Annotated in this window: 21 protein-coding genes; all 21 read right to left on the bottom strand. The window is 33.9% G+C overall.

Translation table 11 applies throughout. The features are described from left to right. Positions 1 to 5 precede the first annotated feature (5 nt). Positions 6 to 746, bottom strand: a complete 741-nt coding sequence (locus tag G600_RS0107385) for a hypothetical protein (protein WP_027431374.1) — start codon at positions 744 to 746, stop codon at positions 6 to 8. 16 nt (positions 747 to 762) lie between these two features. Next, a complete protein-coding gene (pilM, locus tag G600_RS0107390) occupies positions 763 to 2334 on the bottom strand; it encodes a pilus assembly protein PilM (protein WP_027431375.1) in 1572 nt (523 codons plus the stop codon). A gap of 9 nt (positions 2335 to 2343) precedes the next feature. Further along, positions 2344 to 3108 carry a prepilin peptidase gene (locus tag G600_RS0107395; protein ID WP_027431376.1) on the bottom strand — a complete coding sequence of 255 codons (765 nt, stop codon included), beginning with the start codon at positions 3106 to 3108 and terminating at the stop codon, positions 2344 to 2346. A gap of 19 nt (positions 3109 to 3127) precedes the next feature. Further along, positions 3128 to 3634: a type II secretion system protein gene (locus G600_RS14045; RefSeq protein WP_051195419.1), complete on the bottom strand. Its 507-nt coding sequence runs from the start codon at positions 3632 to 3634 to the stop codon at positions 3128 to 3130. An 87-nt stretch (positions 3635 to 3721) separates the two neighbouring features. Further along, on the bottom strand, positions 3722 to 4927 hold the full coding sequence (locus G600_RS0107405; RefSeq protein ID WP_027431377.1) for a type II secretion system F family protein: 1206 nt from the start codon (positions 4925 to 4927) through the stop codon (positions 3722 to 3724). Positions 4928 to 5034: 107 nt separating this feature from the next. Beyond that, a complete protein-coding gene (locus tag G600_RS0107410) occupies positions 5035 to 6099 on the bottom strand; it encodes a type IV pilus twitching motility protein PilT (protein WP_027431378.1) in 1065 nt (354 codons plus the stop codon). Between the two features lie 16 nt (positions 6100 to 6115). After that, entirely contained in the window at positions 6116 to 7825 is a 1710-nt protein-coding gene (locus tag G600_RS0107415; RefSeq protein ID WP_027431379.1) for a GspE/PulE family protein, read from the bottom strand. Between the two features lie 219 nt (positions 7826 to 8044). Beyond that, the gene (locus G600_RS0107420; protein ID WP_027431380.1) at positions 8045 to 9199 is read right to left on the bottom strand and encodes a hypothetical protein; all 1155 of its coding nucleotides are present in this window, start codon (positions 9197 to 9199) and stop codon (positions 8045 to 8047) included. Positions 9200 to 9201: 2 nt separating this feature from the next. Beyond that, a complete protein-coding gene (locus G600_RS0107425; protein WP_027431381.1) occupies positions 9202 to 11010 on the bottom strand; it encodes an aminopeptidase P family protein in 1809 nt (602 codons plus the stop codon). A 62-nt stretch (positions 11011 to 11072) separates the two neighbouring features. Then, entirely contained in the window at positions 11073 to 12335 is a 1263-nt protein-coding gene (locus G600_RS0107430) for a peptidase U32 family protein (protein WP_027431382.1), read from the bottom strand. Between the two features lie 54 nt (positions 12336 to 12389). After that, positions 12390 to 13034, bottom strand: coding sequence for an O-methyltransferase (locus G600_RS0107435; RefSeq protein WP_027431383.1), 645 nt, complete (start codon positions 13032 to 13034; stop codon positions 12390 to 12392). Between the two features lie 49 nt (positions 13035 to 13083). Next, positions 13084 to 13461, bottom strand: coding sequence for a hypothetical protein (locus G600_RS0107440; protein WP_034245909.1), 378 nt, complete (start codon positions 13459 to 13461; stop codon positions 13084 to 13086). Between the two features lie 42 nt (positions 13462 to 13503). Continuing rightward, on the bottom strand, positions 13504 to 13851 hold the full coding sequence (locus G600_RS0107445) for a YlbF family regulator (RefSeq protein WP_027431385.1): 348 nt from the start codon (positions 13849 to 13851) through the stop codon (positions 13504 to 13506). A gap of 107 nt (positions 13852 to 13958) precedes the next feature. Beyond that, positions 13959 to 15629, bottom strand: coding sequence for a ribonuclease J (locus G600_RS0107450; protein ID WP_027431386.1), 1671 nt, complete (start codon positions 15627 to 15629; stop codon positions 13959 to 13961). Between the two features lie 54 nt (positions 15630 to 15683). Next, positions 15684 to 15944, bottom strand: a complete 261-nt coding sequence (locus tag G600_RS0107455) for a DUF1292 domain-containing protein (RefSeq protein ID WP_027431387.1) — start codon at positions 15942 to 15944, stop codon at positions 15684 to 15686. A 118-nt stretch (positions 15945 to 16062) separates the two neighbouring features. Next, positions 16063 to 16512 carry a Holliday junction resolvase RuvX gene (gene ruvX, locus G600_RS0107460; RefSeq protein ID WP_027431388.1) on the bottom strand — a complete coding sequence of 150 codons (450 nt, stop codon included), beginning with the start codon at positions 16510 to 16512 and terminating at the stop codon, positions 16063 to 16065. A 6-nt stretch (positions 16513 to 16518) separates the two neighbouring features. Further along, entirely contained in the window at positions 16519 to 16776 is a 258-nt protein-coding gene (locus tag G600_RS0107465) for an IreB family regulatory phosphoprotein (protein ID WP_027431389.1), read from the bottom strand. Positions 16777 to 17014: 238 nt separating this feature from the next. Next, complete coding sequence (locus tag G600_RS0107470) at positions 17015 to 18277, bottom strand: NAD(P)-dependent oxidoreductase (RefSeq protein WP_027431390.1); 1263 nt, start codon at positions 18275 to 18277, stop codon at positions 17015 to 17017. A gap of 268 nt (positions 18278 to 18545) precedes the next feature. Next, the gene (locus G600_RS0107475; RefSeq protein ID WP_027431391.1) at positions 18546 to 22322 is read right to left on the bottom strand and encodes a hypothetical protein; all 3777 of its coding nucleotides are present in this window, start codon (positions 22320 to 22322) and stop codon (positions 18546 to 18548) included. Between the two features lie 224 nt (positions 22323 to 22546). Further along, positions 22547 to 23242, bottom strand: coding sequence for a DUF4956 domain-containing protein (locus G600_RS0107480; protein WP_027431392.1), 696 nt, complete (start codon positions 23240 to 23242; stop codon positions 22547 to 22549). Then, positions 23194 to 23994 (bottom strand): polyphosphate polymerase domain-containing protein, encoded by an 801-nt coding sequence (locus G600_RS0107485; RefSeq protein WP_027431393.1) that lies wholly within the window; start codon positions 23992 to 23994, stop codon positions 23194 to 23196. The genes G600_RS0107480 and G600_RS0107485 overlap by 49 nt, the downstream gene beginning before the upstream one ends. Positions 23995 to 24122 lie beyond the last annotated feature (128 nt).

The raw sequence follows: 24122 nt of genomic DNA on the forward strand, positions 1-24122 counted from the left end.
CCTTACTAATCACTAACTGTAACTGACTGTGTTGTGTCTACATTTTCCATAAATAAATTGTCTTTTCCTCTTATAAAATCATAAGTGGATTCCTTAAACTCCCTATCAGTGCTTGTAATATAATACATACTAATAGTCATGGTGCCTGACACGATATTAGAGGAAGCATCATAGGAAGAAGATATATTATCTATTGTATTCTTACTAAAATAGCTATTTACATAGCTAATAAAATTTTTCCATTTATTATAATCTGCCTCATAGGCAATAGATAGGCTGTTACTATAGCCCACCATATCTGTTTCATAACTAGTTGTACTTGCGGGATTTGAGCTATTTAATATACCAAAGGTATAAATTGGATTAGCTGTTTCAAAGGCGGCAGATTTAATCCATACTCCGGTGCTTGACTCTACTGTGTTTAGAAAATTTATGATATAAGCTTTACTGCTGCCTGAGGAATAATTTGATAGTATTTCTTCTGTTTTGCTTGTGTAATCCTTGGTGTCTTCTAAATACTTATCCTTATTTTTTGTCTTCTCTTCTAGGTCCTTTACTTGCTTTTCAAGCTTTACAATTTCTACCTCATGCTTTTCATTTTTTGCATCCACCCTAGTAAATACAAGATAATAGGCGGCAATAATTAGTAGAAAAGAACAAAGCAATAACAATAATTTTTTATCTCTAGTTGAAACTTCGGTGCTAATATTTAACTTCTTAAAAAGATTTTTAAAAAAATTACTCATATAACCACCCCTCTATCTAAGACTCATCACTAAGGTCGCTAAAGTTAAAGCTAACACTAAAGGAAAGTACTATTGTCTCTAAGCTATTTTTACTTTCCTGTATGCTTGGCAATTCCACATTACTAATACCAGAAGTATTAGTTAGTTGTGTAATCATTGCAGCAATAGATAGCTTTGAACTTGCTGTTGCTGATATAGTTACATAGCCATTAGATACAGTCATATTTTTTATAACAACATCTGCTGGTAAATTTTTTTCTAAAATGCTAACTAGCTTTTCTAATTCATCATCGCTACTAACTGTCAAATTCTTAAAGGCCTTAGCATCAAGATAGGCATCCTTAGCATCATAATATTCATTTACAATTTCACTTATTTCACTCTTTTGACTTATGGACTTATTAAGATTTTTCTCCTTTTGTACAAGATAGAAATTCTTTGTTAGAGGATATATAATCAAAACCGCCGTCACAATAATTGATAGTCCTAAGATTAACTTAAAAGGCTTTAATTCCCCCCTTAATACTACTTCTTTTTCAATATCTTTTGGAATAAAATTTACTGGTTCAATTAAAGCACCTAGGTTATTCAAATAAGAATTAAGTCTTCTTTTTTCAAAAGCTGTCTTCTTATCACAGATTACATTATTTAAATCCACAAGATTTGTAACTTCCTTTTTAATCTCATTAGATAAAAGCTCGTTAAAGCCCTTAATAGTAATAGCATTACCTAAAACATAGGCCTTTGCAATTTCATCACCCTTATTTCTTGAGGTGTAATAATCCATGATTCTATTAATATTTCCAATTAAATAGCGTAAAGATTCTGTAATTGCATCCCCATCAAATTCACTTTGAAGCAGTTCTTCATTTTGCAGTTTAAGTAGGGCTGCCTCATAGGTTAGGTCAAATTCTTCCATAACTGCGTCCACTAAAAGGGACTTTCCATAAGGAACTATTCTTTGTAATTTTAGGACATTATTTTTGAAAATGTTAACTACGGTGCCATCATTTTCAATCTCCACAACTAAATTACAATCGCTATTAATCTGGTGTTTAACTAACTGATAGGCAGAGTTACCTGTATAATCTATGTAAGATAAATTAAGGCCAAGCTTTTTAGCAAGCTCATAATAGCTTTTTGCCGTATCCAAATTAAGGGCTGCAAGCATAAGTTTTAACTTACTAGCCCCATCCTCATTAAATCTATCTACTATAGAATATTCAACTATGTAATCACTAATATTTACTGGAAAATATTCAGATGCATTTGCCTCTACAAGTTTTGCAATCTTAGTGTTTGGCAAATTGGGAATAACAATTTCTTTTGTAGCAATCTTTGTAGAGCTTACAGAAAAGCAGATATTACTAGATTCAAAGCCCTTTTCAAGCATGGCATTTTGCATAGCCTTAGCTATTTTATCAAGATCAGTTAATATGCCATCATTTACGCAGTCCTTAGGTGTTTCAATGGTCACAGCTCTATAAACATGGATTTGCTTACCTACTAGTGATACCTCCATCATCTTTATGAATTCATTATTTAGGACTGCACTAATTAGTTTTCCTTTAACTTTCACAAATGCCATATGCCCTCCTTATATAAATAGGCCTAAATAGGCGGCTACTATTTCCTTTCCAAATAGAATAGAAAAATATATTCCTAAACATAAATAAGGTCCAAAAGCCAATATATGTCCTTCATTTGTCAGTTTCATTCTAATAGTATGTATTACACTTCCTAAAATACATGCAATAAAAAAAGCCAGAACTGTTTCTTTTAGTCCTAAGAAAAGTCCTGCGGCTGCCATAAGCTTTATATCTCCTCCTCCAAAGACGTCTATGTTTTTAAAATGTCTAAAAATTACAACTAGTAAATACATAACGCCACTAACTCCTATAAAGCCTAAAAATTTATCAGCTAAATTTATGCTTATAATTGCGTTAATAATGGCTATAACTAATAAGGCTATATTTAAGCCATCATAAATAATATAGCTTTTAAAATCTATAACTGCTATTGCAAGTAAAATGGAGCTAAATAAACTAACTAAAACTCCATAAATTCCAAATCCAAATCTTAAAAATATAACTAAGTATAATAAAGCATTAACTAATTCGATAATTGGATACTGTAGGCTTATTTTTTTGCCACAATATCTACAACGGCCTCGTAAACTAATGTAGCTTAACAGTGGTACGAGGTCGTACCACTGTAATCTATGGCCACAATTAGTGCAACTTGAAGCTTTAATTATAATATCTTCTTTCTTTGGTAGTCGATAAATTAATACATTTATGAAACTGCCAATTACTAAGCCGTAAATAAAAATTATTATATACAGGTAAATTTCTTGTTGCATTTTAATTAAGTCCTTTACTCTACTTTACAATAAAGTATGCGTCTGTAACTCTAGCACAAGCTACTGCATCAGTATCTGCTGGTAACTGTGTTGTTGATGTAGGTGCTGTTGTTGCAACCATTACACATACTGAGCCATTATCTGCAATAACAATATAGATATTGCCTGACTTTGCCTTTGATGACTTCATTGTAATGCTTGATGTAAGTGTTGCCTGAAGTTCCTGCTGAAGTGAAGAATAATTAGATAAACTTGTTCCCTCTAAATCTGCGCTATCCCCTGAGCCTAGGTCAATAATGGCACCATCTGCAACTTCATTTTCAATTGCTTCATCTGACGTTGCCACCATAACTGCTTCTCTGATTGAATCAAGTGTCTGTAAATCTGTTGATTCTCTAGATCTTTCCACACTTCTTAAAAGTGTAGGTGCTAGAACGCCAACTAAAACAACCATAATAGCAATAACTACTATTAATTCAACCAATGAAAAACCCTTGTTTCCTAACTTTTTCTGTGATCTAACCATTTTCGTTCTCCTTTTTTAGTTTTTATATAAACTTAACTCCTAAGTTTATAACACACTTGTTCTTTGTTGCGATGCTATCATCACTTTCTAAATGCTATTATATAATTGAATCATTGGCTGATAAATTGCTGCAATTAGTAGTATTACTAAAAGCGCCATGATAATTATAATAACTGGTTCTAATAATGCTGTAAGACTTGTGGTTGTAATTTCAACCTCTTCCTCGTAGTAATTTGCACTATTAGAAAGCATTTCCTCCATGTTACCCGTCTGCTCTCCTATGCCCACCATATGTGTTAGCATAGCTGGAAAAATATCCATTGTTTTCATTTGTGATGAAAGGGGAATACCTAGTGCTACTCCGCCCTTCATTTTTATTAATGCATCCTTATAGTGAATGTTTGGCATGGTCTGGGCCGTTATATCTAGGGCCGAAATCAGTGGCATGCCTGATTGTATAAGGGTTGCAAGTGTTCTTGAAATGGAAGCACATGCGGTTTTAACAGCTAACTTTCCAAAGATTGGAAGCTTTAATTTAAGCCCGTCTATTTTGTGTCTACCACCATCACTAGCTTTATAGATTTTGTATAAAAATATGAGAAAGGCTACCAATACAACTAATAGTAACCAATAGTTTCTAAATAAATCACTAAGCCCTATGATTAACTTTGTGGAAGTTGGAAGGCTTGTATTTAAGTCTTCAAACATGGTCACAAAGTTTGGAATTACAAAGGTTAGCATAACCACTAAAATGCCTATCATTACGATTAATAAAACAATAGGATACATCATTGCCTTTTTTATAATTCCCTTTAGTTTTGCCTCTTTTTCAAATTGAATCGCCATTCTATCAAGAGACTTTTCTAGGCTGCCTGAACTCTCACCAGCCTTAATCATTTCAATTAGAATACTTGGAAAAATCTTATCTTCTCTTAGGGCGTCTGCAAGTGACTCGCCCTTTTCTACCCCTGCTCTAGCTCTTTTAATTCCCTCTTTTAAACTAGAGTCCTCTGTTTGTTCCTCTAACATCTCAAGTGCGCTAACAATAGATATTCCAGCTTTTATAATGCTAGAAAACTGTCGGCAAAAAACCGCCATATCCCTTTGTTTAACTTTCCCCTTTAAGAATGAAAGCTCTATATCTTTATTAAGAAAATTCTGTCTTGATACGGAAATAGGAATTAATCCAGTTTCTCTAATCCTTAATTGTGCCTCTCTTTCATTCTCCGCTTTTATAGAACCTTTCTTTTCTATACCCTCTAAGGTTATGGCTTGATATAAATATGTCTCCATACTCACCTCTCATATTCACTTGTCATGCTCCACGCAAACTTATCCTTACCTATACTCATTATAGCAAATGTATTGCTCCCATTCAACAATTTAAACAACTATAAATACTAATATAAGTTATTTATTTTCCTGTCTAAATAGGCCATATCCTGTGAAAAACTAAGGGCCGATTCAGCACTTATTTCTCCCCTAATATAAAGGTCAAATAAGGCATCATCCATGGTAATCATGCCATCCTTTTTATAGGTTTGCATAATGCCCTCAATTTGATGGGTCTTGCCTTCTCTAATTAGATTTTTAATGGCAATGTTTGCATGCATTACCTCAAAAGCTGCCACTCGTCCTAGCTTATCAAGAGTTGGCACTAATTGTTGAGATATAACAGCCTCTAAAACTACTGCTAGCTGAATTCTTATTTGCTGTTGTTGATGTGGTGGAAATACATCTATAATTCTATCAATGGTTGCTGCGGCTCCAATGGTATGAAGAGTTGAGAATACTAAATGACCTGTTTCAGCGGCAGTTATAGCTGTTGAAATTGTCTCTAGATCTCTCATTTCTCCAACAAGTATTACATCTGGATCTTCTCTTAGGGCAGCACGTAGGGCCTTGGCGTAATTTGCTGTATCAATGCCAATTTCCCTCTGATTAATCATAGCCTTTCTATGACTATGCAAATATTCAATCGGGTCTTCTAGGGTAATAACATGGGCATTTCTCTCATCATTTATCTTATCAATAATAGATGCAAGAGTTGTTGATTTACCTGAACCTGTAGGACCAGTAACTAGTACAAGGCCTCTTTTTTTATCATATAAATCTATTACAGACCTAGGTAGACCAAGCTTTTCTGGCTTTGGAATTTCAGTACCCACAATACGCATTGAACAAGCAACAGAGCCTCTCTGCCTATATACATTTACTCTAAAACGACCTACTCTTGGAATTGAGAAAGAGAAATCCGCCTCGCCTTCCTCTTTAAAAATCTCCCACTGCCTATCATCCATTATTTCCTCAATTAACTTTTGACAATCCTCAGGGGAAAGTCTTGGATAATCAAGATTTACTAACTCTCCATTAATTCTTACCTTGGGAGGAAGACCTACTGTTATATGTACATCAGAAGCCTTTTTCTCCTTAGCAAGCATAAGTAACTGTTCAACAGTAACCATAATCCACCTCTAAAATTTAATAATCCTCTGTCTCATAAGTTGCCTTAATCATTTCTGCCATAGAGCTTACCCCCTCAAGCACTGAAAGACTTGCAGAATCTTTTAAGCTTAGCATGCCTTCTTTTCTGGCCTCTTCTAAAATCCTGTCTGCGCCTGCATTTTCAATAATAAGCTTCTTTATAGCAGGTGTAATCTTCATAATCTCATAAATAGCTGTTCGGCCATAATAGCCTGTGCCATTACAAAGTTTACAGCCTACGGGCTCATAGATTTTTACATCCTCTTCTAAGGACTTTCCTAGAATCTTTTTCTCAGAATCTGTTGCTTGTCGCTCTTGTTTACAGCTACATAGCTTTCTTACTAGTCTTTGGGCAATAATTCCCACCACAGAATCTGCAATCATATAGTTTTCAACTCCCATATCAATAAGTCTTGCCACTGTTGCAGCGGTGGAATTTGTATGAATAGTTGATACTACTAAATGTCCTGTAATAGAGGCTCTAACTGCAATCTGAGCAGTTTCTGAATCTCTAATTTCACCAATCATAATTATATCTGGATCCTGTCTTAGGATTGATCTTAGGGCATTGGCAAAAGTTAAATTTGCTTTTGTATTTACCTGCACCTGATTTACCCCATCAATATTTGCCTCTACTGGATCCTCAACAGTAATAATATTTACGTCCTTTTTATTCAAACTTGAAAGGGCTGTATAAAGGGTAGTAGACTTACCTGAACCTGTAGGGCCTGTTACTAGGATGATTCCATGAGGATTTTTTAAAATGTCATTAAAAACCTTTAGGTCACGCTCAGAAAATCCAAGTTCTGAAGCCTCTTTATTAAAGCCTTCCTTCGCTGCAATTCTCATTACAAACTTTTCTCCATAAATAGTTGGAAGGCCTGAAACTCTAATATCGTATTCCTTATCATCTACATTTATAGTGATTCTGCCATCTTGAGGCTTTCTTTTTTCAGAAATATCCATACCAGAAATAATCTTAATTCTAGTAATAATGGCACCATATAAACTAGACTCATAGCTTAATACTTCCCTTAAACTACCATCAATTCTATATCTAACCCTTATATTATCCTTAAAGGGTTCAATATGAATATCTGAGGCTCTGTTTCTAACTGCTGCCTCAATTAGGTTATTTATAAGCACAACAATAGGGGCAGACTCAATATTTGCCTGTCTGTCTCTTTCCCTATCCTCTTCTTCCTTACTAATGGCATTTTCCTGCTCTTTTTTATATTTATCAATAATATTTTGAGCTTCCTTAGAACTAATAACTCTATCAAGAAAGGCCTTAATGGCATTGCCATCTGCAAGATAAGGAATAACCTGCTTACCTGTAATAATATTTACATCATCCATGGCATAAATATTAGTTGGATCTGCCATGGCAACCTTTAAGCTGCCACCCTCATCCTGTCTAAAGCCTAGGGGCACTAAAAGATTCTTTCTCATAAATGTATCATCTAAAAGATTTAGTATCTCTTCTGGCACCTCTACAGCTCTCATATCTACAAATTCAATGCCTAGACTTTCACACAAAGCCTCATTTATCTGGCTTTGACTAGCAAAACCAAGGGCCACAATGGTCTCACCTAGCATTAAACCTCTCTGCCTTTGTTCCTTTAGGGCTGAGTCTAACTGCTCATTGCTAATTACATTTTTAGACACTAATAAACTGCCTAACTTTACTTTTTTTCTATAATTCATTAGCAGCCTCCATATGAAAAATATAGATTATTGTTATATTGAATTCTACCAAACTTTTAATTAAAGCATAGCATTGAAGCCTAGTAAAGTCAAGAAAGCATGGGCTAAAGCTGGCAGTCAAAACCTTAAAATAATAAAAAACACTTCCAAAGAAAATCCTAATTTAGGATAATCCCTAGAAGTGTTTCTAATATAATATTTTAATATGATTTCTAATTATTAATTGCTTAACTCATAAACCGTATATCTTTCCTTTTGTGAATTAATAAGGCTATTAACCAAGGAATCAAGATTTGTGCTTACTTCGTAATTCTCAGTAGATAAATTTCTAACTACGTCAAACTGATTATCAACGCTTATGTAACTGTTGTAATATGAAAATGCAAAATAAACCGTTTCGCTAGACTCTTGATTTGAAATCTTAGCGCTAAATAAAAGTATTATTACATTATTGTAATCGCTGCCATTAGTTCCATTAGCTAACAAATACTTTGAAACAAGAGTAATATCTGTGGCTGTTTCAGTATTAGCCTGCTTTAAATAGTCCTTGTTTCCACTGGCCTTATAAAGCATTCTAAAGGTTGTATCATTAGTCTCTGTAGTAATAGCACTCTTAGCTTCTTCTACAATTTCATTAATTACACTAATATCAATATCTTCAACGCCATTGATATATTCTCCTAGCTTATCAGCTGTATAACTAGCTTCTAAGCTATCTACTAAATATCCATGTCTTGCTATATCTTCATAGTTTTGATCACAGCTTACTATAACTGTATCACCAAAGGAAATGTTAGTAGTTTTATCTGCTGTAAATGTTAAGCTTTGTAAATATTCGTCACTAGCATTATTAGTAATTAAAACAGTAGCCTCTGGACTTATGCCCTGAAATGTGACTTCAATATTATCAAATAAAGATATCTTAGTGCCGGAAGATATTCCATCTACCCTAAGACTATACTTTGTAAGATTTAATTTAACCCCAGCAGCATCTTCATAGGAACTGTCATAGTTTATATAAACCTCAATCTTGTCCCCATTTGATAGATCTGTGGCCTCTGAGCTAACCTCAATGGAATTAACTAAACTATTAATTGCAGATAATACATTAGCATCTGTCTTATCTCCTATAAGGGCATTTTTAAGACCTTCTTTATCTAGGCTAAATTCTGGGCTTGCATAATCATTTGCTCCCACATAACTAACAGATATGTAATCTCTAACATCAAATCTATTATTATAAATAATAAATCCAATAATCATAACTACAGCTATTAGTGCAATAAATACTAAAGCAATTACCTTTCCAGGTACCACTCTTTTCATTTCCTTTAAGTCTTTATTCTCTCTTTTCTTACTAATAAATTCTTTCATAATTAAATCGCTTTCGTTGCCGCCTTAAGCTCTTCTAATTCTTCTCCAGTAAAGAAGTCCTTTAAGTTATTATAAACTTCCTCATGATAAGCATTAAGACGCTTAATATCAACTGCTTCTAAATATTTAGGATCAACAAGCTCTAAATCAATAGGTGCCATTGTAAGCATATCAAAGCTTAAGAAAGTACCATATTCGTTCTCGTAATCCTTCTTGCATACAATTTCATTCTCAATTCTAATACCAAACTTGCCTTCTTCATATACACCTGGTTCATCAGAAGTAACCATACCAGGCTCAAGAACTGCTAAATCATTAACTCCAGGAATATGCCTCCATCTAAAGCCGTTAGGAGATTCGTGAACATTAAGTAAATATCCAACTCCATGACCTGTTCCACATCTATAATCAATACCTTCATCCCATAATGGACCACGAGCTAGAATATCTAAACTAAAGCCATTACATCCCTGTAGGAATCTAGCATTAGCAAGATTTAGCATTCCCTTAAGTGTAAGAGTAAAGCACTTCTTCATTTCATCTGTTACAGGACCAAGGGCAAAAGTTCTTGTAACATCTGTTGTACCTCTTAAATACTGTCCACCAGAATCTACAAGTAACATACCTTCTGGTTTTAAAATATCAGCATTGTCCTTAGTTGCATGATAATGCATCATAGCACCATTAGGACCTGTAGCTGAAATTGTATCAAAGCTAAGTTCAATATAATCACTAATCTTAGCTCTTAAAGAATCAAGATACTCGGCTGCATCTGCCTCAGTAATCTGCTTTCCTTCTCTTACCTGCTTCTTAGTCCAGAAGATAAACTTTGTAAGAGCTGCACCATCTTCAAGATGAATCTCTTTTAAGTTCTTAATCTCTGTTTCATTCTTAATAGACTTAAGTAAAACTGTAGGGTTCTCTAAAAGTAAACAATTTAAGTTTTCATTATCCATGCAAATGTTATAAAGTCGCATATTAACTCTCTTAGGGTCTACAATTAATCGGCCTGAAATATTAGCTGCATCTGTATAAACTGCCTCATATGGACGAATTTCTACATTAGCTTCCTTAAACTTAGCTAAGATTTCCTCATTAAATCTATCGCCATCAGTATAAAGAATTGCCTTATCTAAACTTACGTAAGCATAAGACATAATTACTGGATTACACCAAACATCATTACCTCTAATATTAAATAACCAACAAACATCATCAAGGCTTGCAATAATATTAGAATCTGCATTAACCTTCTTAAGGATTTCTCTAACCATTTCTAATTTCTCACTAATTGTTGTTCCACAATATTTCTCGTCAAGATAAAAAGCCTTGCTTTCTGGAAATGCTGCTCTATCAGTAAAAATATCTGCTATAGCATCAAAGGAAAGATTAAGAGTTGCCTTCTTAACCTTTACAATATCAGCTAATTTAAAACCTAATCTTGCATCTACTGTTCTACCATCAAAACCTAGACACATACCCTCTTCCAACTTAGAAGCTACATATTCTGATAAAGTTGGTACACCTGCAGAACCATCCTTCATAAGTTCAAAGCCTGTACCCTCGATTTCCTTTGCAGCCTGAACATAATATCTACCATCTGTAAATAACTTTGCTTCATTCTTTAAAATGACAGCTGTTCCTGCTGAACCTGTAAATCCAGTTATAAACTCTCTTTCCTTAAAGTAATCTCCTGAATATTCAGAGATATGATAATCATTTGTTAATACGAGATAAATATCAACCCCTGTCTTAGCCATAGTTTCTCTAACAGAAGCCAATCTCTCTTTAATTGTTTCTACCTTCGACATAAGTAAACCTTCCTTCATAAATGTATTCACTAGCTATTCTACTACAAGTAAGGAACATTATGTTACGCAATTTCTTTATTTCCTTCTTTTCTTCTTAAAATATCAAACTCATTAAGCTCAATTCCTAAATCAATGAATAACTGCTGCTTTGGATGTGGACAGCTTTCCATATCATGTCCAAATTCATCAACAATTCTTTTAACTACTACAGGAATGTTATCTCCGTTAGGTCTCATAACCTCAATTGTTTCACCTACAGAGAACTTATTACGCTGTTCAATATTATAAAGGCCTTCGCTATTCTTCTTACCTACAATACCAAGATACTTATATTCTGTAACATAAGTGTTGCTATCATAAATCTGAGTTTCTTCTGTCGGCTTATTAAAGAAGAAGCCTGTTGTGAACTGTCTGTATGTACATTTTCCAATTTCTTCTTTATAGAATGGAATTCTAGCTTCATACTTCTTAGGGTCTTCTAAGAAATCATCAATTGCAAGGCTGTATGTTCTTGCAACTGTTGCTACATAAAGAGCAGTCTTCATACGACCTTCAATCTTAAAGGAATCAATACCTGAGCTTACCATCTCTGGAATATGTTCAATCATGTTAAGATCCTTAGAGTTGAAAATGTATGTTCCTCTTTCATTTTCAAATACTGGCATATATTCACCAGGTCTGTTTTCTTCAACGATTGAATACTTCCATCTGCATGGATGAGTACATGCACCTCTGTTAGCATCTCTTCCTGCCATATAGTTAGAAAGTAAGCATCTACCTGAATATGAAATACACATAGCACCATGCATAAAGCTCTCGATTTCCATTTCCTCTGGAATATGCTCTCTAATTTCCTTAATTTCTGCAAGGCTTAATTCTCTAGCAGATACAACTCTTGTTGCTCCCTGCTTCCACCAGAAATTGTATGTTAAATAGTTAGTGTTGTTAGCCTGAGTTGAGATATGAATATCTATTTCAGGACATACTTCCTTAGCAATTGAAAACATACCAGGATCAGAAATAATTAAAGCATCAGGACCAATTTCCTTAAGCTCTTCAAAATACTGTCTTGCGCCCTCTAAATCATAGTTATGAGCTAAGATGTTAGCTGTGACATAAACCTTAACATCTCTTTCATGGGCAAACTTAATACCCTCTCTCATATCCTCTGGAGAGAAGTTTTTAGCATTAGCTCTAAGACCAAAAGCTTCACCACCAATATAAACTGCATCAGCTCCGTAAAGAACTGCAATCTTTAGTACTTCTAAACTGCTAGCTGGAATAAGTAATTCAAGCTTTCTACCATTATAAACTCTGTTTCTCATATAAATCCTTTCTTATATAACTAGTACATCTAACTAATATCTGTAATACTAGTCCTAGCTTCTTTTTACGCTTAATGTAATTCCATCGCCAATTGGAACAATGGATGTAATTAAGTCTTTGTGATGAGTTAGGGTATAGACATACTCTCTCATTCTTGTATGTATAGTCTTATCTCTTCTTGCCACTGTAAAGTGAGATTCTACAATTTCGCCTTCCTGTAGGATATTATCTGAAATTAGTAGACCTCCTGGACTAAGTAACCTTAAAATGTCATCGAGGAAGTTAATATACTGCCCCTTTGCCGCATCCATGAAAATAAAATCATAACTTCCCTCTAATTCTTTTAAAACTAGAGTGGCATCGCCTTCAATTAAAGTTATCTTATCTTCTTTTTTAGCCCTTTTAAAATTTTCCTTAGCTATTGGAATTCTTTTCTCATAATTCTCAATTGTAGTAATATGACAATTCTCTGGCATATTCTCACTCATAAGAATAGATGAGTAACCTACTGCCGTACCTACTTCTAAGATACGTAAGGGCTGCTTTAATGAAAGCAAGACCTTAAGTAAATTCCCCATCTCTTTCCTTATGATTGGAACACCTGTTTCAATCGCTTCTTTTTCAATTGTATTAACAATATCTGAATTACCACAATCAAGAGAATTAATATAAGCCACAATTCTTTCGTTGACTATCATAAATAATCCTCTTTCTAAATTAAATTCATAATTGATTATTAATTGCACACTAATTACTGCTTGTAGTTGCAGTTGAGATTGCCTTTAACATATCTGTTGGGAGCATATCTGTTGTTAGAGTATATGTTCCATCAAGCCAATCTCCATTATAATCTGAAGCTATAATCTGATAATAAAAAAGCTTCTCCTTAGCTACTAAGCCCTTTTCGTAGAATAATTTAGCAACCTGCTTAGCAGACATAGATGATGTTATAGTAACTTCTACAGATCTTGCATTAGAACTATCATCTACTGCAACCTCATTAAATATGTTATTGCCTAATGTATAAGCATAAGTTCCTACTCTATAGATGATTAAAACGCCAATAAGAATTACTATTACGTTAACTGACACTGCTATTATAAGTCTAATATTTTTATTGCTCATGAAATCCTCCATTTTTTACCATCACTTGCTATAATAAGGGTTTTAACGCAAAAAATCAAGTTCCATATCAATTGGCTCAACAATAGACTTTACAATGTCTTTTACTAAGCTACTAAAACATATTTCTGCTGTTAGATATCTATTAACTATATCCTGTCTTCTCATATTATCAAACTCAATATTAAGATTTAGCATAGCTGTATAGACATCTTCAATATCATCATTATTAACTATCTCAAATGTTCTTCTTCTAAATTCGTCCACGCTTCTTCTTAAATCTGGGTTTCTATTAATAATAGCCTCTAAGCGCTTGTACTCCTTATACTCATCACTTTCAAGTATAGTCTGTGTTAGTTCCTTTTTTAGTGTTTCAAGTTTATCCCCTGTCATAGTCTCTCACCTCTATTAATACTTAAACCTAATTGCTACTAACTTTCCCTAAATGATTTCTTTTAAAAATAGGCGGCCTTTTATCTAGCCGCCTATTTAAGTCTGAATTATAAATTAGCTTCCATAATAATTGGAAGAATTAAAGGATTTCTCTTCATTTTCTTCCATAAGAATTCTGATAAGTCATCCTTAATAATATTCTTTATCTTGCCCCAGTCAGAGATTCTATTATCAATACACTTCTGAACTGAATCTTCAACAATAAGTCTTGCCTCATCAAGTAATTCCTCAGCTCCACGTACATAAACGAAACCTCTTGAAACAATATCTGGTCCAGCAATTAACTGACCTGAGTTTCTCTCAAATGTTAATACTACAATAATAATACCGTTCTCAGCTAAGTTCTGTCTATCACGAAGTACGATATTACCAATATCACCAACGCCAAGACCATCAACCATAACTTCACCAACTGGTGCCTTACCAACAATCTTAGCTTCCTTTTCTGATAATTCAATAATATCACCAGACTTAGCAATAATTACATCCTGCTTATCATATCCAAGTCCCATAACAAGCTCTTTCTGAGCGATTAAGTGGCGATATTCACCATGGACTGGAATTGAATACTTAGGACGTACTAAAGAATAAATAAGCTTGATTTCTTCCTGACAGGCATGTCCCGAAACGTGAGTATCCTGGAAGATTACCTTAGCGCCCTTCATTCCTAATTCATTAATAACCTTTGATACAGACTTCTCATTACCAGGAATTGGTGTTGATGAAAATACAACACAGTCACCAGGTATAATAGAAACCTTACGGTGAATGTTAGCTGCCATTCTTGAAAGAGCTGCCATTGATTCACCCTGGCTACCTGTAGTAATAAGTACAATCTGCTCAGGATTATAATTCTTCATTTCTTCTGTTTCAATAATTGTGCCCTCTGGGAACTTAAGGTATTCAAGGTCTTGAGCGACTTCAATAATATTTACCATACTACGTCCCTCAACACAAACCTTACGGTCGTACTTAATCGCAGTATTAATAATTTGCTGAACTCTATCTACATTTGATGCAAATGTAGCAATGATAATTCTTGAATTCTTATTATCAGCAAAAATCTTATCAAAAGTTGCACCTACTGTACGCTCTGACATTGTAAAACCTGGTCTAATGGCATTAGTAGAATCACACATAAGTGCAAGTACACCCTTCTTACCAATTTCGCCAAGTCTAGGTAAATCAATTGGATCTCCATCAACTGGTGTATAATCTACCTTGAAATCACCTGTATGAACTACAGTACCTGCTGGTGAATAAATAGCAAGTGCTGCTGCATCAGCGATACTATGATTAGTTCTAATAAATTCAACTCTAAAGTCTCCAAGAGAAATAGACTGGCCGTACTTTACAACCTTTCTCTTAACTTCCTTCATCATGTTGTGTTCCTTAAGCTTTGACTCAATTAAAGCAATTGTAAGCTTTGTACCATAAACAGGAACCTTAATATCCTTTAAAATGTATGGAATAGCACCAATATGATCTTCATGACCATGAGTGATTACAAAACCCTTTACCTTATCAATATTATCCTTTAAAAATGTTACGTCAGGGATAACTAAATCTACACCTAACATATCATCATCTGGAAATTTAAGTCCACAATCCACTACGATAATACTATCTTCATAGCAAAACGCAGTTATATTCATACCAATTTGTTCCAAACCACCTAAAGGCACAATCTTTAAAGTAGCATTCGCCTCTTTCTTCATATAACTCTCCTTAATTTAAAAATATATCTTTCATATAAAATTTCACGTTATAAATTATCTAAATTCTACATCCTCTAGTAATTCACTAAAAACCTTTGCTACTGCATCAAGTTCACTATCGTCTTCCACGAATTCATAAATAGCATCAGCTTCTGTGCTCTTAGAAGTATCCTTTAAGATATAAACTTCTGCATCTTCATTCTCATCATCTGATTCAGTGACTAAAATGTAATTAATTCCACTAATTCTTGTCTCTTCTAGAACATAGAGTTCAATCTTATCTCCACCTTCTGAAACAAAACTAATCTTTTCCATAAATGTCTCTCTCCAAAAAAAAATTTTAAACCCTAATACATTCGCCTAAATATTTCACATATATCTAGACATAAAAAGACTCTAATCACAGTGCTAAAACTCCCCATGATTAGCCATCCTATTTATTGAAATCTTGCTTTTTGGCCTCTTTTGCCTCAAAATCAAGATAACCTTGTAATATAAAAACTGCTGCTATCTGATCTATAACAGCCTTTCTGTTCTCCTTTTTAACTCCAGCTTCTTCTAGAACCTCATCAGCTGCAATTGTGGTTAATCTCTCGTCCCACATAACGATTTCTATCCCTGTTCTTCTATGGATATTACTTGCAAAATCTCTTGCTAATAGAGCTCTCTCACCTTCCGTATCGTCCATATTCTTAGGTAAGCCCACTACTACCTTAGTAACTCCATATTCTTTTATTATTTCCTCTATTCTTGCATAAGTCTTTCTTAACTTATTCTCTTCTTTTCTTGTAATTGTCTCAAAGGCTTGTGCTGTCCAACCAAGAGGGTCAGACAGCGCAACGCCTACAGTTTTACTGCCATAATCTAATCCTAAATATCTCATGTAAGATTAAAGTCCCTTACCTTCAATAAAATAGCGGATTACTTCTTCAACAAGCTCATCACGTTCTACTTTCATAATTAAACTTCTAGCATTGTTGTGACTAGTAATATAAGTTGGGTCCCCAGACATAATGTATCCAACTATTTGATTCACAGGATTGTATCCCTTCTCCTTTAAAGCAAGATAAACTTGCTCAATAATTCCTTCAACCGAAATTGTCTTTTCAGGCTGTGTTTTAAAAAATTGTGTGTTATTATCTGCCATATAAATCACGTCCTTCCTATATATGTATTAATAATATAATAAATCTACTTATTTAACAAGTACTAAAGGGAAATCTTTCGATAAATTTTCACAATTTCTTGGATATTTTCTTTTTTATTTTTAAAAAAATCTACTATATATAGTCTTTATAAAAAATAAGGGCCTATGTCTAAGATATGACATAGGTCCTTTATATAAATCTCCTAATATTTCAAACAAGGTATGTTAAGACAAATATTTAGCTTGCCTTTACTTCTTCATCCTCATTAGCATTTTCTTTTTCTTCTCTTTTTGCCTTTAAATATTCATCCATAGCCTCTGCTACATCCTTAGAATATCTAACTGCTTCTACTACTGTTCTTGCGCCATTTACAACATCACCAGCACTAAAGATACCAGGTCTTGATGTGCTACCCTTCTCATCAGTATTAAGTAAGCCCTTCTCGTTAGTCTCAATACCCTTTGTTGTACTTACAATTCTATTCATAGCACCTTGAGATGCAGCTACAACAATACTATCTGCCTCAAAGAACTTCTGCTCACTCATCTCTAAGACATTATCCTCTTCATCCATTGTTGCAATCTTATATAATACGCCGTTATCAGTAAATTCATCTGGTCTATAACCGTAAAGAATCTGTACGCCATCAGCCTCAGCGTATTCTAATTCACGAACAGAAGCTGCTGCATGTCCTCTTCTACAGAATACATAAACTTCAGATACGCCCTTTCTTGTAGCAGTTCTTGCCACATCCATAGCTGAATTACCGGCACCAATAATAACGACTCTCTTACCTAAGTCATATACATCTGGGTTAGCAAGATAGTCAATGGCAAAATGTACATTTCCTAAACTCTCACCCTTAATTCCAAGCTTCTTTGGTCTCCAAACACCAGTACCAATAAAGATTGCCTCATAGCCATCTCTTTCAAGGTCATCAATAGTTAAGGCATAGCCTACTACTGTATGAGGACGAATCTTAATACCTAACTTCTTTAATCTTTCTTCATATCTATCAAGAACTGTCTTTGGAAGTCTGAATTCTGGAATACCATATCTTAAAACGCCACCGATCTTATCTCTTGATTCAAAAATTGTTACATCATATCCACGCTGTGCAAGAATTACTGAAATTGTAATACCAGCAGGACCACCACCAATAATAGCAACTCTCTGCTTCTTATCATCTTCTCTTTGTAAATTTAAATGATCAAGATAAGCATCTGATATATAATTCTCAATGCTTGATACATGTACAGGGGAACTCTTTCTTCCTAGTACGCAGTTACCTTCGCACTGTTTTTCATGATTACAGACAAGTGAACAGATGGCAGAAAGAGGATTATTATCAAAAAGCATCTTTCCTGCTTCATCCTTTTTAAACTCTAAAAAGAGTCTGTTCATCTCTGGAATATTTGTAGAAATCGGACATCCTTTTCTACACATTGGTACTTTACATTGTAAGCACCTTTTTGCTTCTTCTACTACATTGATTGCCATAACTTTAAAACTCCATTCATTTCAACATTTACCACACGGTAAGGTTATTTTTTCATAATTAAAGTTTTATATCAATGTTAAAATTGCATAAATTTAGTACGCTAAATCACTAAATATTTTGTGGATTTAACTGTGTTAAGTATTTAACTGATTAAGATGAAAAATCCGTAGGGATTTTAACTATAAAAATGTCTCTTTTTTACAATTTTAATAGTCATTAATCCCTACGGAAATTATAGATTTATGAAGTTTTTTATATGTAAGATTTTTAGTTCATACGATTCTTATATTCTCTTCTTGCAACCACAAAACTAATTGTGCCACAAGTAAGAATCATTAAGAAATAAATTAACATATTATTTAAGTCTGCTGTATTTTTTGAGCTATTTGTAACTTCGCTTGAATCTGCTGCTACTTCAGTTACTGCACCATTAGAAACTGTTGTATTCTTATCTGATACATTTTCAGGCTTATTAACTACTACAACAGCCTTAGCACTTCCGTCCTTAGAAAGGATTTCAAAATCATGCTTGCCATTAGAAAGGCTTGCCATGTAGTTTTCGCTAATCTCAACAATTGTTGAACCTGAGTAGGCACTATAATTAGCCTTATCAATTAATGTTCCATCTACTCTTACTCCCACAAACTTATCAAAGTCTGCTTCACTACGAAGAACTAGTTTTTCACCATTTACATAGTTAATCTCGCTACCTGTAAGCATTGTATAAACAATGTCAGTATCTGCTGCCACATCACCAGATGGAGTTTCGCTAGGTGTTTCTGGCTCATCTGTTGTTGGTTCCTCTGTTGTTGGCTCTTCATAAGCCTGTGTAGTTAACTTTAAACCCTTAACTGTCCAGTTATAAGAAGCCATCTTATCAAAGTTACCCATTGTCTTAGCAGCTTTCCACCATGTATCTCCAGCCTGAACTGTAATTGTATGAGACTTAGTTGTATCTACATTTGTTAATGTAATTTCTGTCTTATTAGTTGTATAAGCACCATTTACAGGATTGAAAGTATCTGTTGATTCCTCTGTATAAACAGCTACGCCATCTACATAAACTCTATAGCCGCCAACTGCTGTATCATCTACTGCCTCATCCCAGCTTAAATCAATTGTATTATCCTTATTTACAACTGCTGTAATCTTAGCAGTAGCTGCAAATACAGGTGCCTTATAATCATAATTACCAAGAGTTGTTACATATGCAAGATCATATTTGTATTCCTTACCAGAATCTGTAAAGGCTACAACACTTACTTCATTATTAATGCCTGCTGTTAATCTACCAACCTGATTTGAAATGCTAGCAGCACTCTTGTAATCTTTTATCTGATAGTTATAAATTGTCTTTACTAATGTACCATTAGCATAAATTTTATAACCTCTTACTCTATTATCATTCACATAAGCAGATGCAAAGCTTGCTTGTGCACATGTGTAAATTGGATTTGTTAAAGTAACTGTTGAAGAGGCTGGAGCTACAATGCTTTCTGTATCTTCACCCTTTGTTTTAACAGATACTTCATTAATTAATGTCTTATTGCCTGTCTTATCTGATACATAAACCTTGAAAGTATAATCTACTCCTGGGCTTAGTGAGCTAATAGTTGTCTGTGTGTCTGATAAGCCTGATACAAAATCAACCATTTCGCCATTTACATAAGTATCTACTCCATAAGTCATAGAATAGTTATCCTTTTGTGTTGCCCAAGACAAGCTAACGCTCTTTCCATCTTCAGCACTTGTTGCTGTAATATTATTGTCAATTACTTCTGGTGCCTGCATAGCATTTTCCACATTAGAACTATTAATATTTAAACTATCAAGAGTTGTTCCTTGGAAAATGATATTCTTGCAGTACTTTATATTAGTCCATGCAGCATTTGTTTTCTTAGAAACTGCCTTACTATTATAAGATACTGTTTTAACATTATAGAATACTGAATTTTCACAGCCTGTAAGTGTATCCCAACCATTGTAATACTTATAGCTACCATTTCCACCTACATTTCCAAAAGTAATATCTTGGAAATATAAGTTATGATGGCAATGTGCTGGCTTTTGTGGATTTGAATCATAATCTACATCTGCATAAACACAAATTGTGTTCTGGCTTGCTCCATAAACAGATACGTTATAAGATGCAAAATTATAAAACTCTCCAATTTCAGCTGCCTCTGTTGAAGATGCAGAGTTAGGATCTGAATAAGAGGTTGTTAATACCCAAGCCTGATTTGTATCTGCAATAGCACAATCACGCATTGTAATATTTGCAGCAAAACCACCATTAGTAGGTGCTGACTTAAATCTAAAAGCCATATCAATATGGTTCATTACTGTATCTTCAAATAATACATCCTGAATACCGTTACCTGTATGAGAACCAGCAGCAAGACCGCCATGTCCTTCACGAAGGAAGTTATTAAACATCCAAAGCTCTGAGTTTGTCTGAATGTCACAATCTCTTGCTCCTTCACCTACAGATGCACCAAAGCCTAAGTTATCATCACCTGTATCTGTAAAGTTATTCCAGCAAATTACATTTTGAGAACAACCATAGCCAAGACCATCACCGTTGTTTCCATCATACGAGAATACCTTAACATTAGTTGTAGCAATATTTCTTGAATCAAGAATATTTACTGAGTGATTTGAAGGATTTTCTACTGTAATATCTGCTACATAAACATTAGTTACATTTCTCATAATTAAAAGAGAAGCTCTTGTAGCATAAGCATCCTTTAAATCTTGTGTCTCAATACTTGATAACTTATCACTCTTATTAGCTTTAATCTTTGAAGTCAAGCTCTCAATTAATTCATCAGAATACTTTCTTGTACCATCTTCATTGTAAAGATTAGCTAAATACTTCTTAGCAGAATCAGCTGCCTGAATACCATAATAGTAAACCTTAGTATTACTACCACCCATAAATCTAGGAAGACCGTATTCAGACTGAGTATCTTTAACATCTGGGTCTCCACTTTGAGTATTCACTCCAGCATTAGATGTATAACCATCTCCATACATTGTATCGCCTGCGCCATACTTCCAACCATTACCGTAAAGAGTACCACTACCTGTAATTCTAATGTTTTCTAGTGGTGCATTCTCATCTTGAGAAACTGCATTAATAAGGCCCCAATCTCTTGTATCTGTGTAGAATGGATACATAAGGAAACCAATTTCAAAATGATCTGAATTTGGTGAAGCCCAAAGTGTTCCATCTAGTTCAAGAGTCATATTAGAATGAAGCCAAAGAGCACCAGATACTAATACAAGTCCCTGGTCATTATCTGGAATAACTAATTTACCACCTTCAGGAACTGCATCAATAGCAGCCTGAATAGCCTTAGTATTAGCTTCGATAATTGCATTGATTTCATCATTATATTCTGTATAGCCTTCTGTATATGTAACTCCATAATCTAAGACATTAACTACTTCTGGTGTCTTAGTTGTTGTTGCAGTAATTGAAACCTTATTACCAAGTTCATTACCATTTGCATCAATTGCAACGACACTAATTTCATAACTTGTCTCTGGACTTAAATCTGTTGCTCTAAAAGAATGGATATCTACATCTACCATATCTACATCAGAAGCTGTCTCATAATAATCGTAGAAAGACTGCATGTAGGTATAAGTCCATTTAGCATTTTCTTTAAAATTTTCCCTAGCTGTTTCCTGTAATTCCCCGTTAATATATACATGATAATCAGCTACATTTTCATAGTTTTCTGGTTTTTCCCAAACCAAGCCTATGCTTGTATCATCATAGGCTAATGTTGGTACCTGTAGATTAGTAATATCATAACTACCAATATTTTTTGAAAAAAGTGGACTATCAAGTGCTGTTGTACCAAAACTATCACTTGATATTACTGAAAACACATCACTATTGACATAAGTATCATGTCCATTAGTTGATGGTAACCCCGATGCACTAGTTAAGCTACAATTTGATCCTACTACCCCAAGGATCATGGCATTTGCCATAGCTAGCGCTAATGCTTTACGCAAACTTTTAGATTTCATTTGCATACCTCCCTATACATTATAAACTAGACTTTTATAAAAATGTTTTAAAAAAGCTACTTCTATAATAACCCTATCTTATAGAATAGTCAATAAATTTTAGATAGAAATGGACATGTATACAATATTTTTAAAAAGCAGGCTAGCTAGTACGCCAACCTGCTTTTTCACGAAAATTATAATGGGAAGTGCTCGCATTAGATGCGGCTTTTATATTCTATTGATTAACCGTTTAATGAACCTTCATTTCCCGCTGGCATCATCCCAAAAATAATATTTAAATTGCCATTTCTAGTTCTTAGTTCATCAATAAATTTCTTTTCCTTTGATTCATCCTTTAAAGACACTTCATAAGTCAATTCAAACATTGTACCCATATTAGTTATCTTTACTCTTGTAAGTCTACATTCATTAACAAATTTTTCAAACACATCATTAAAAGCATTTGTGTAATTTAAGTTCTCTGGAATTGTTACTCTAAGCTGTTTCTTGTTAGATGGCTTTTTTGCAAATGTACTTAAGCTTAAAATAATTAATAGAATTACTGCTATTACTGCAAAGATCACTGCATATCCTATATAACCTAAACCACATCCTAGGCCTGTTGCCATAGATAAAAATACTACTGAAATGTCTTTAGCATTACCAGGAGCAGATCTGAATCTTACAAGTGTAAGGGCTCCTGCCATTGAAAATGCTCTTGCTACATCACTACCGATAAATAAAATTACTGCCGCCACAACTGTTGGTAAGATTGATAAACCCACGATAAAATTCTTAGAATAACCGTCATTCTTGCAAGCTACCATATAAGCAACGCCAATAATTAAACCTAAAACAATAGCTACTACTTCGGCAATTAAAAACTCATTTACAGTGAAGCTACTGCTTGTAGCTGAGGATAAAATTGATTCGAACATATTATTTCTCCTTTATTTTCAATAAATTCTCTTTGAGTATTCTCTAATACATATCTCTTGTACTCCGTTCCGTACTTAGAAAATGATACTGGATAGACTCTTAATTCTGATAAAATCTTCGTAAACCACATAGGAACCGCGCCACTGATTTTAATTTCCATTAAAACCTGGTCTGCTTCTAATAATTGCTTTCCATACTGGCCTTTTTCTAGTGCAACATCATATCGTCTTGTCTGAATGTTTGTGTCAAATGTTACTCTGAAATCGCCATCATTTTTTTCAAAGTATGCATATCTATCATAAGAAAGATATAACTTAGGTTTTACCTTGTAGAAATCTTTAAAATAGTCGATTTCTTGTAAGACTTGAGTATTAATCTTTCCTGAAGCGGGTGTTGGTGGATTGTCATTAAGTATATAATTATAGGCATCTTTAAGAGTCATAGAAGTACGTCTCTTATTAACTATGCCGTCATACTTCTTCTTTATTTCTATAAAAACCTTATCATCTAGTGATGGTGTGCCATATGCTCTCATTCTTAATTTTTCTTTATACACAGGCTTTTCAATAGAAGCTCTTATAAGGGCATCATTATCTGTATCAAAATATATATTACTTATTGTGTATGGCTTACCATTTATATTGTATTTATCCATATCCATATGATCTTCAATTCTAGTTAAAAGCTTTCTAAAACTTTTCTTTGTCAGCATGTACTTTTTTTCATATCTATTAAATACTTCAATAGCCATAACTACTCCTTTCAATTAAATACTAATGTATCTCCTCTTTACATTTATTATGTTAATTGAAATATGTGTTTTAATTGTGGATGAAAAAAGACTTCTTTGTGAACAAAAAAGGTTATCAAGTTTTGCTA

The organism is Lachnospira multipara ATCC 19207 (assembly GCF_000424105.1).
Taxonomy (GTDB): domain Bacteria; phylum Bacillota; class Clostridia; order Lachnospirales; family Lachnospiraceae; genus Lachnospira; species Lachnospira multipara.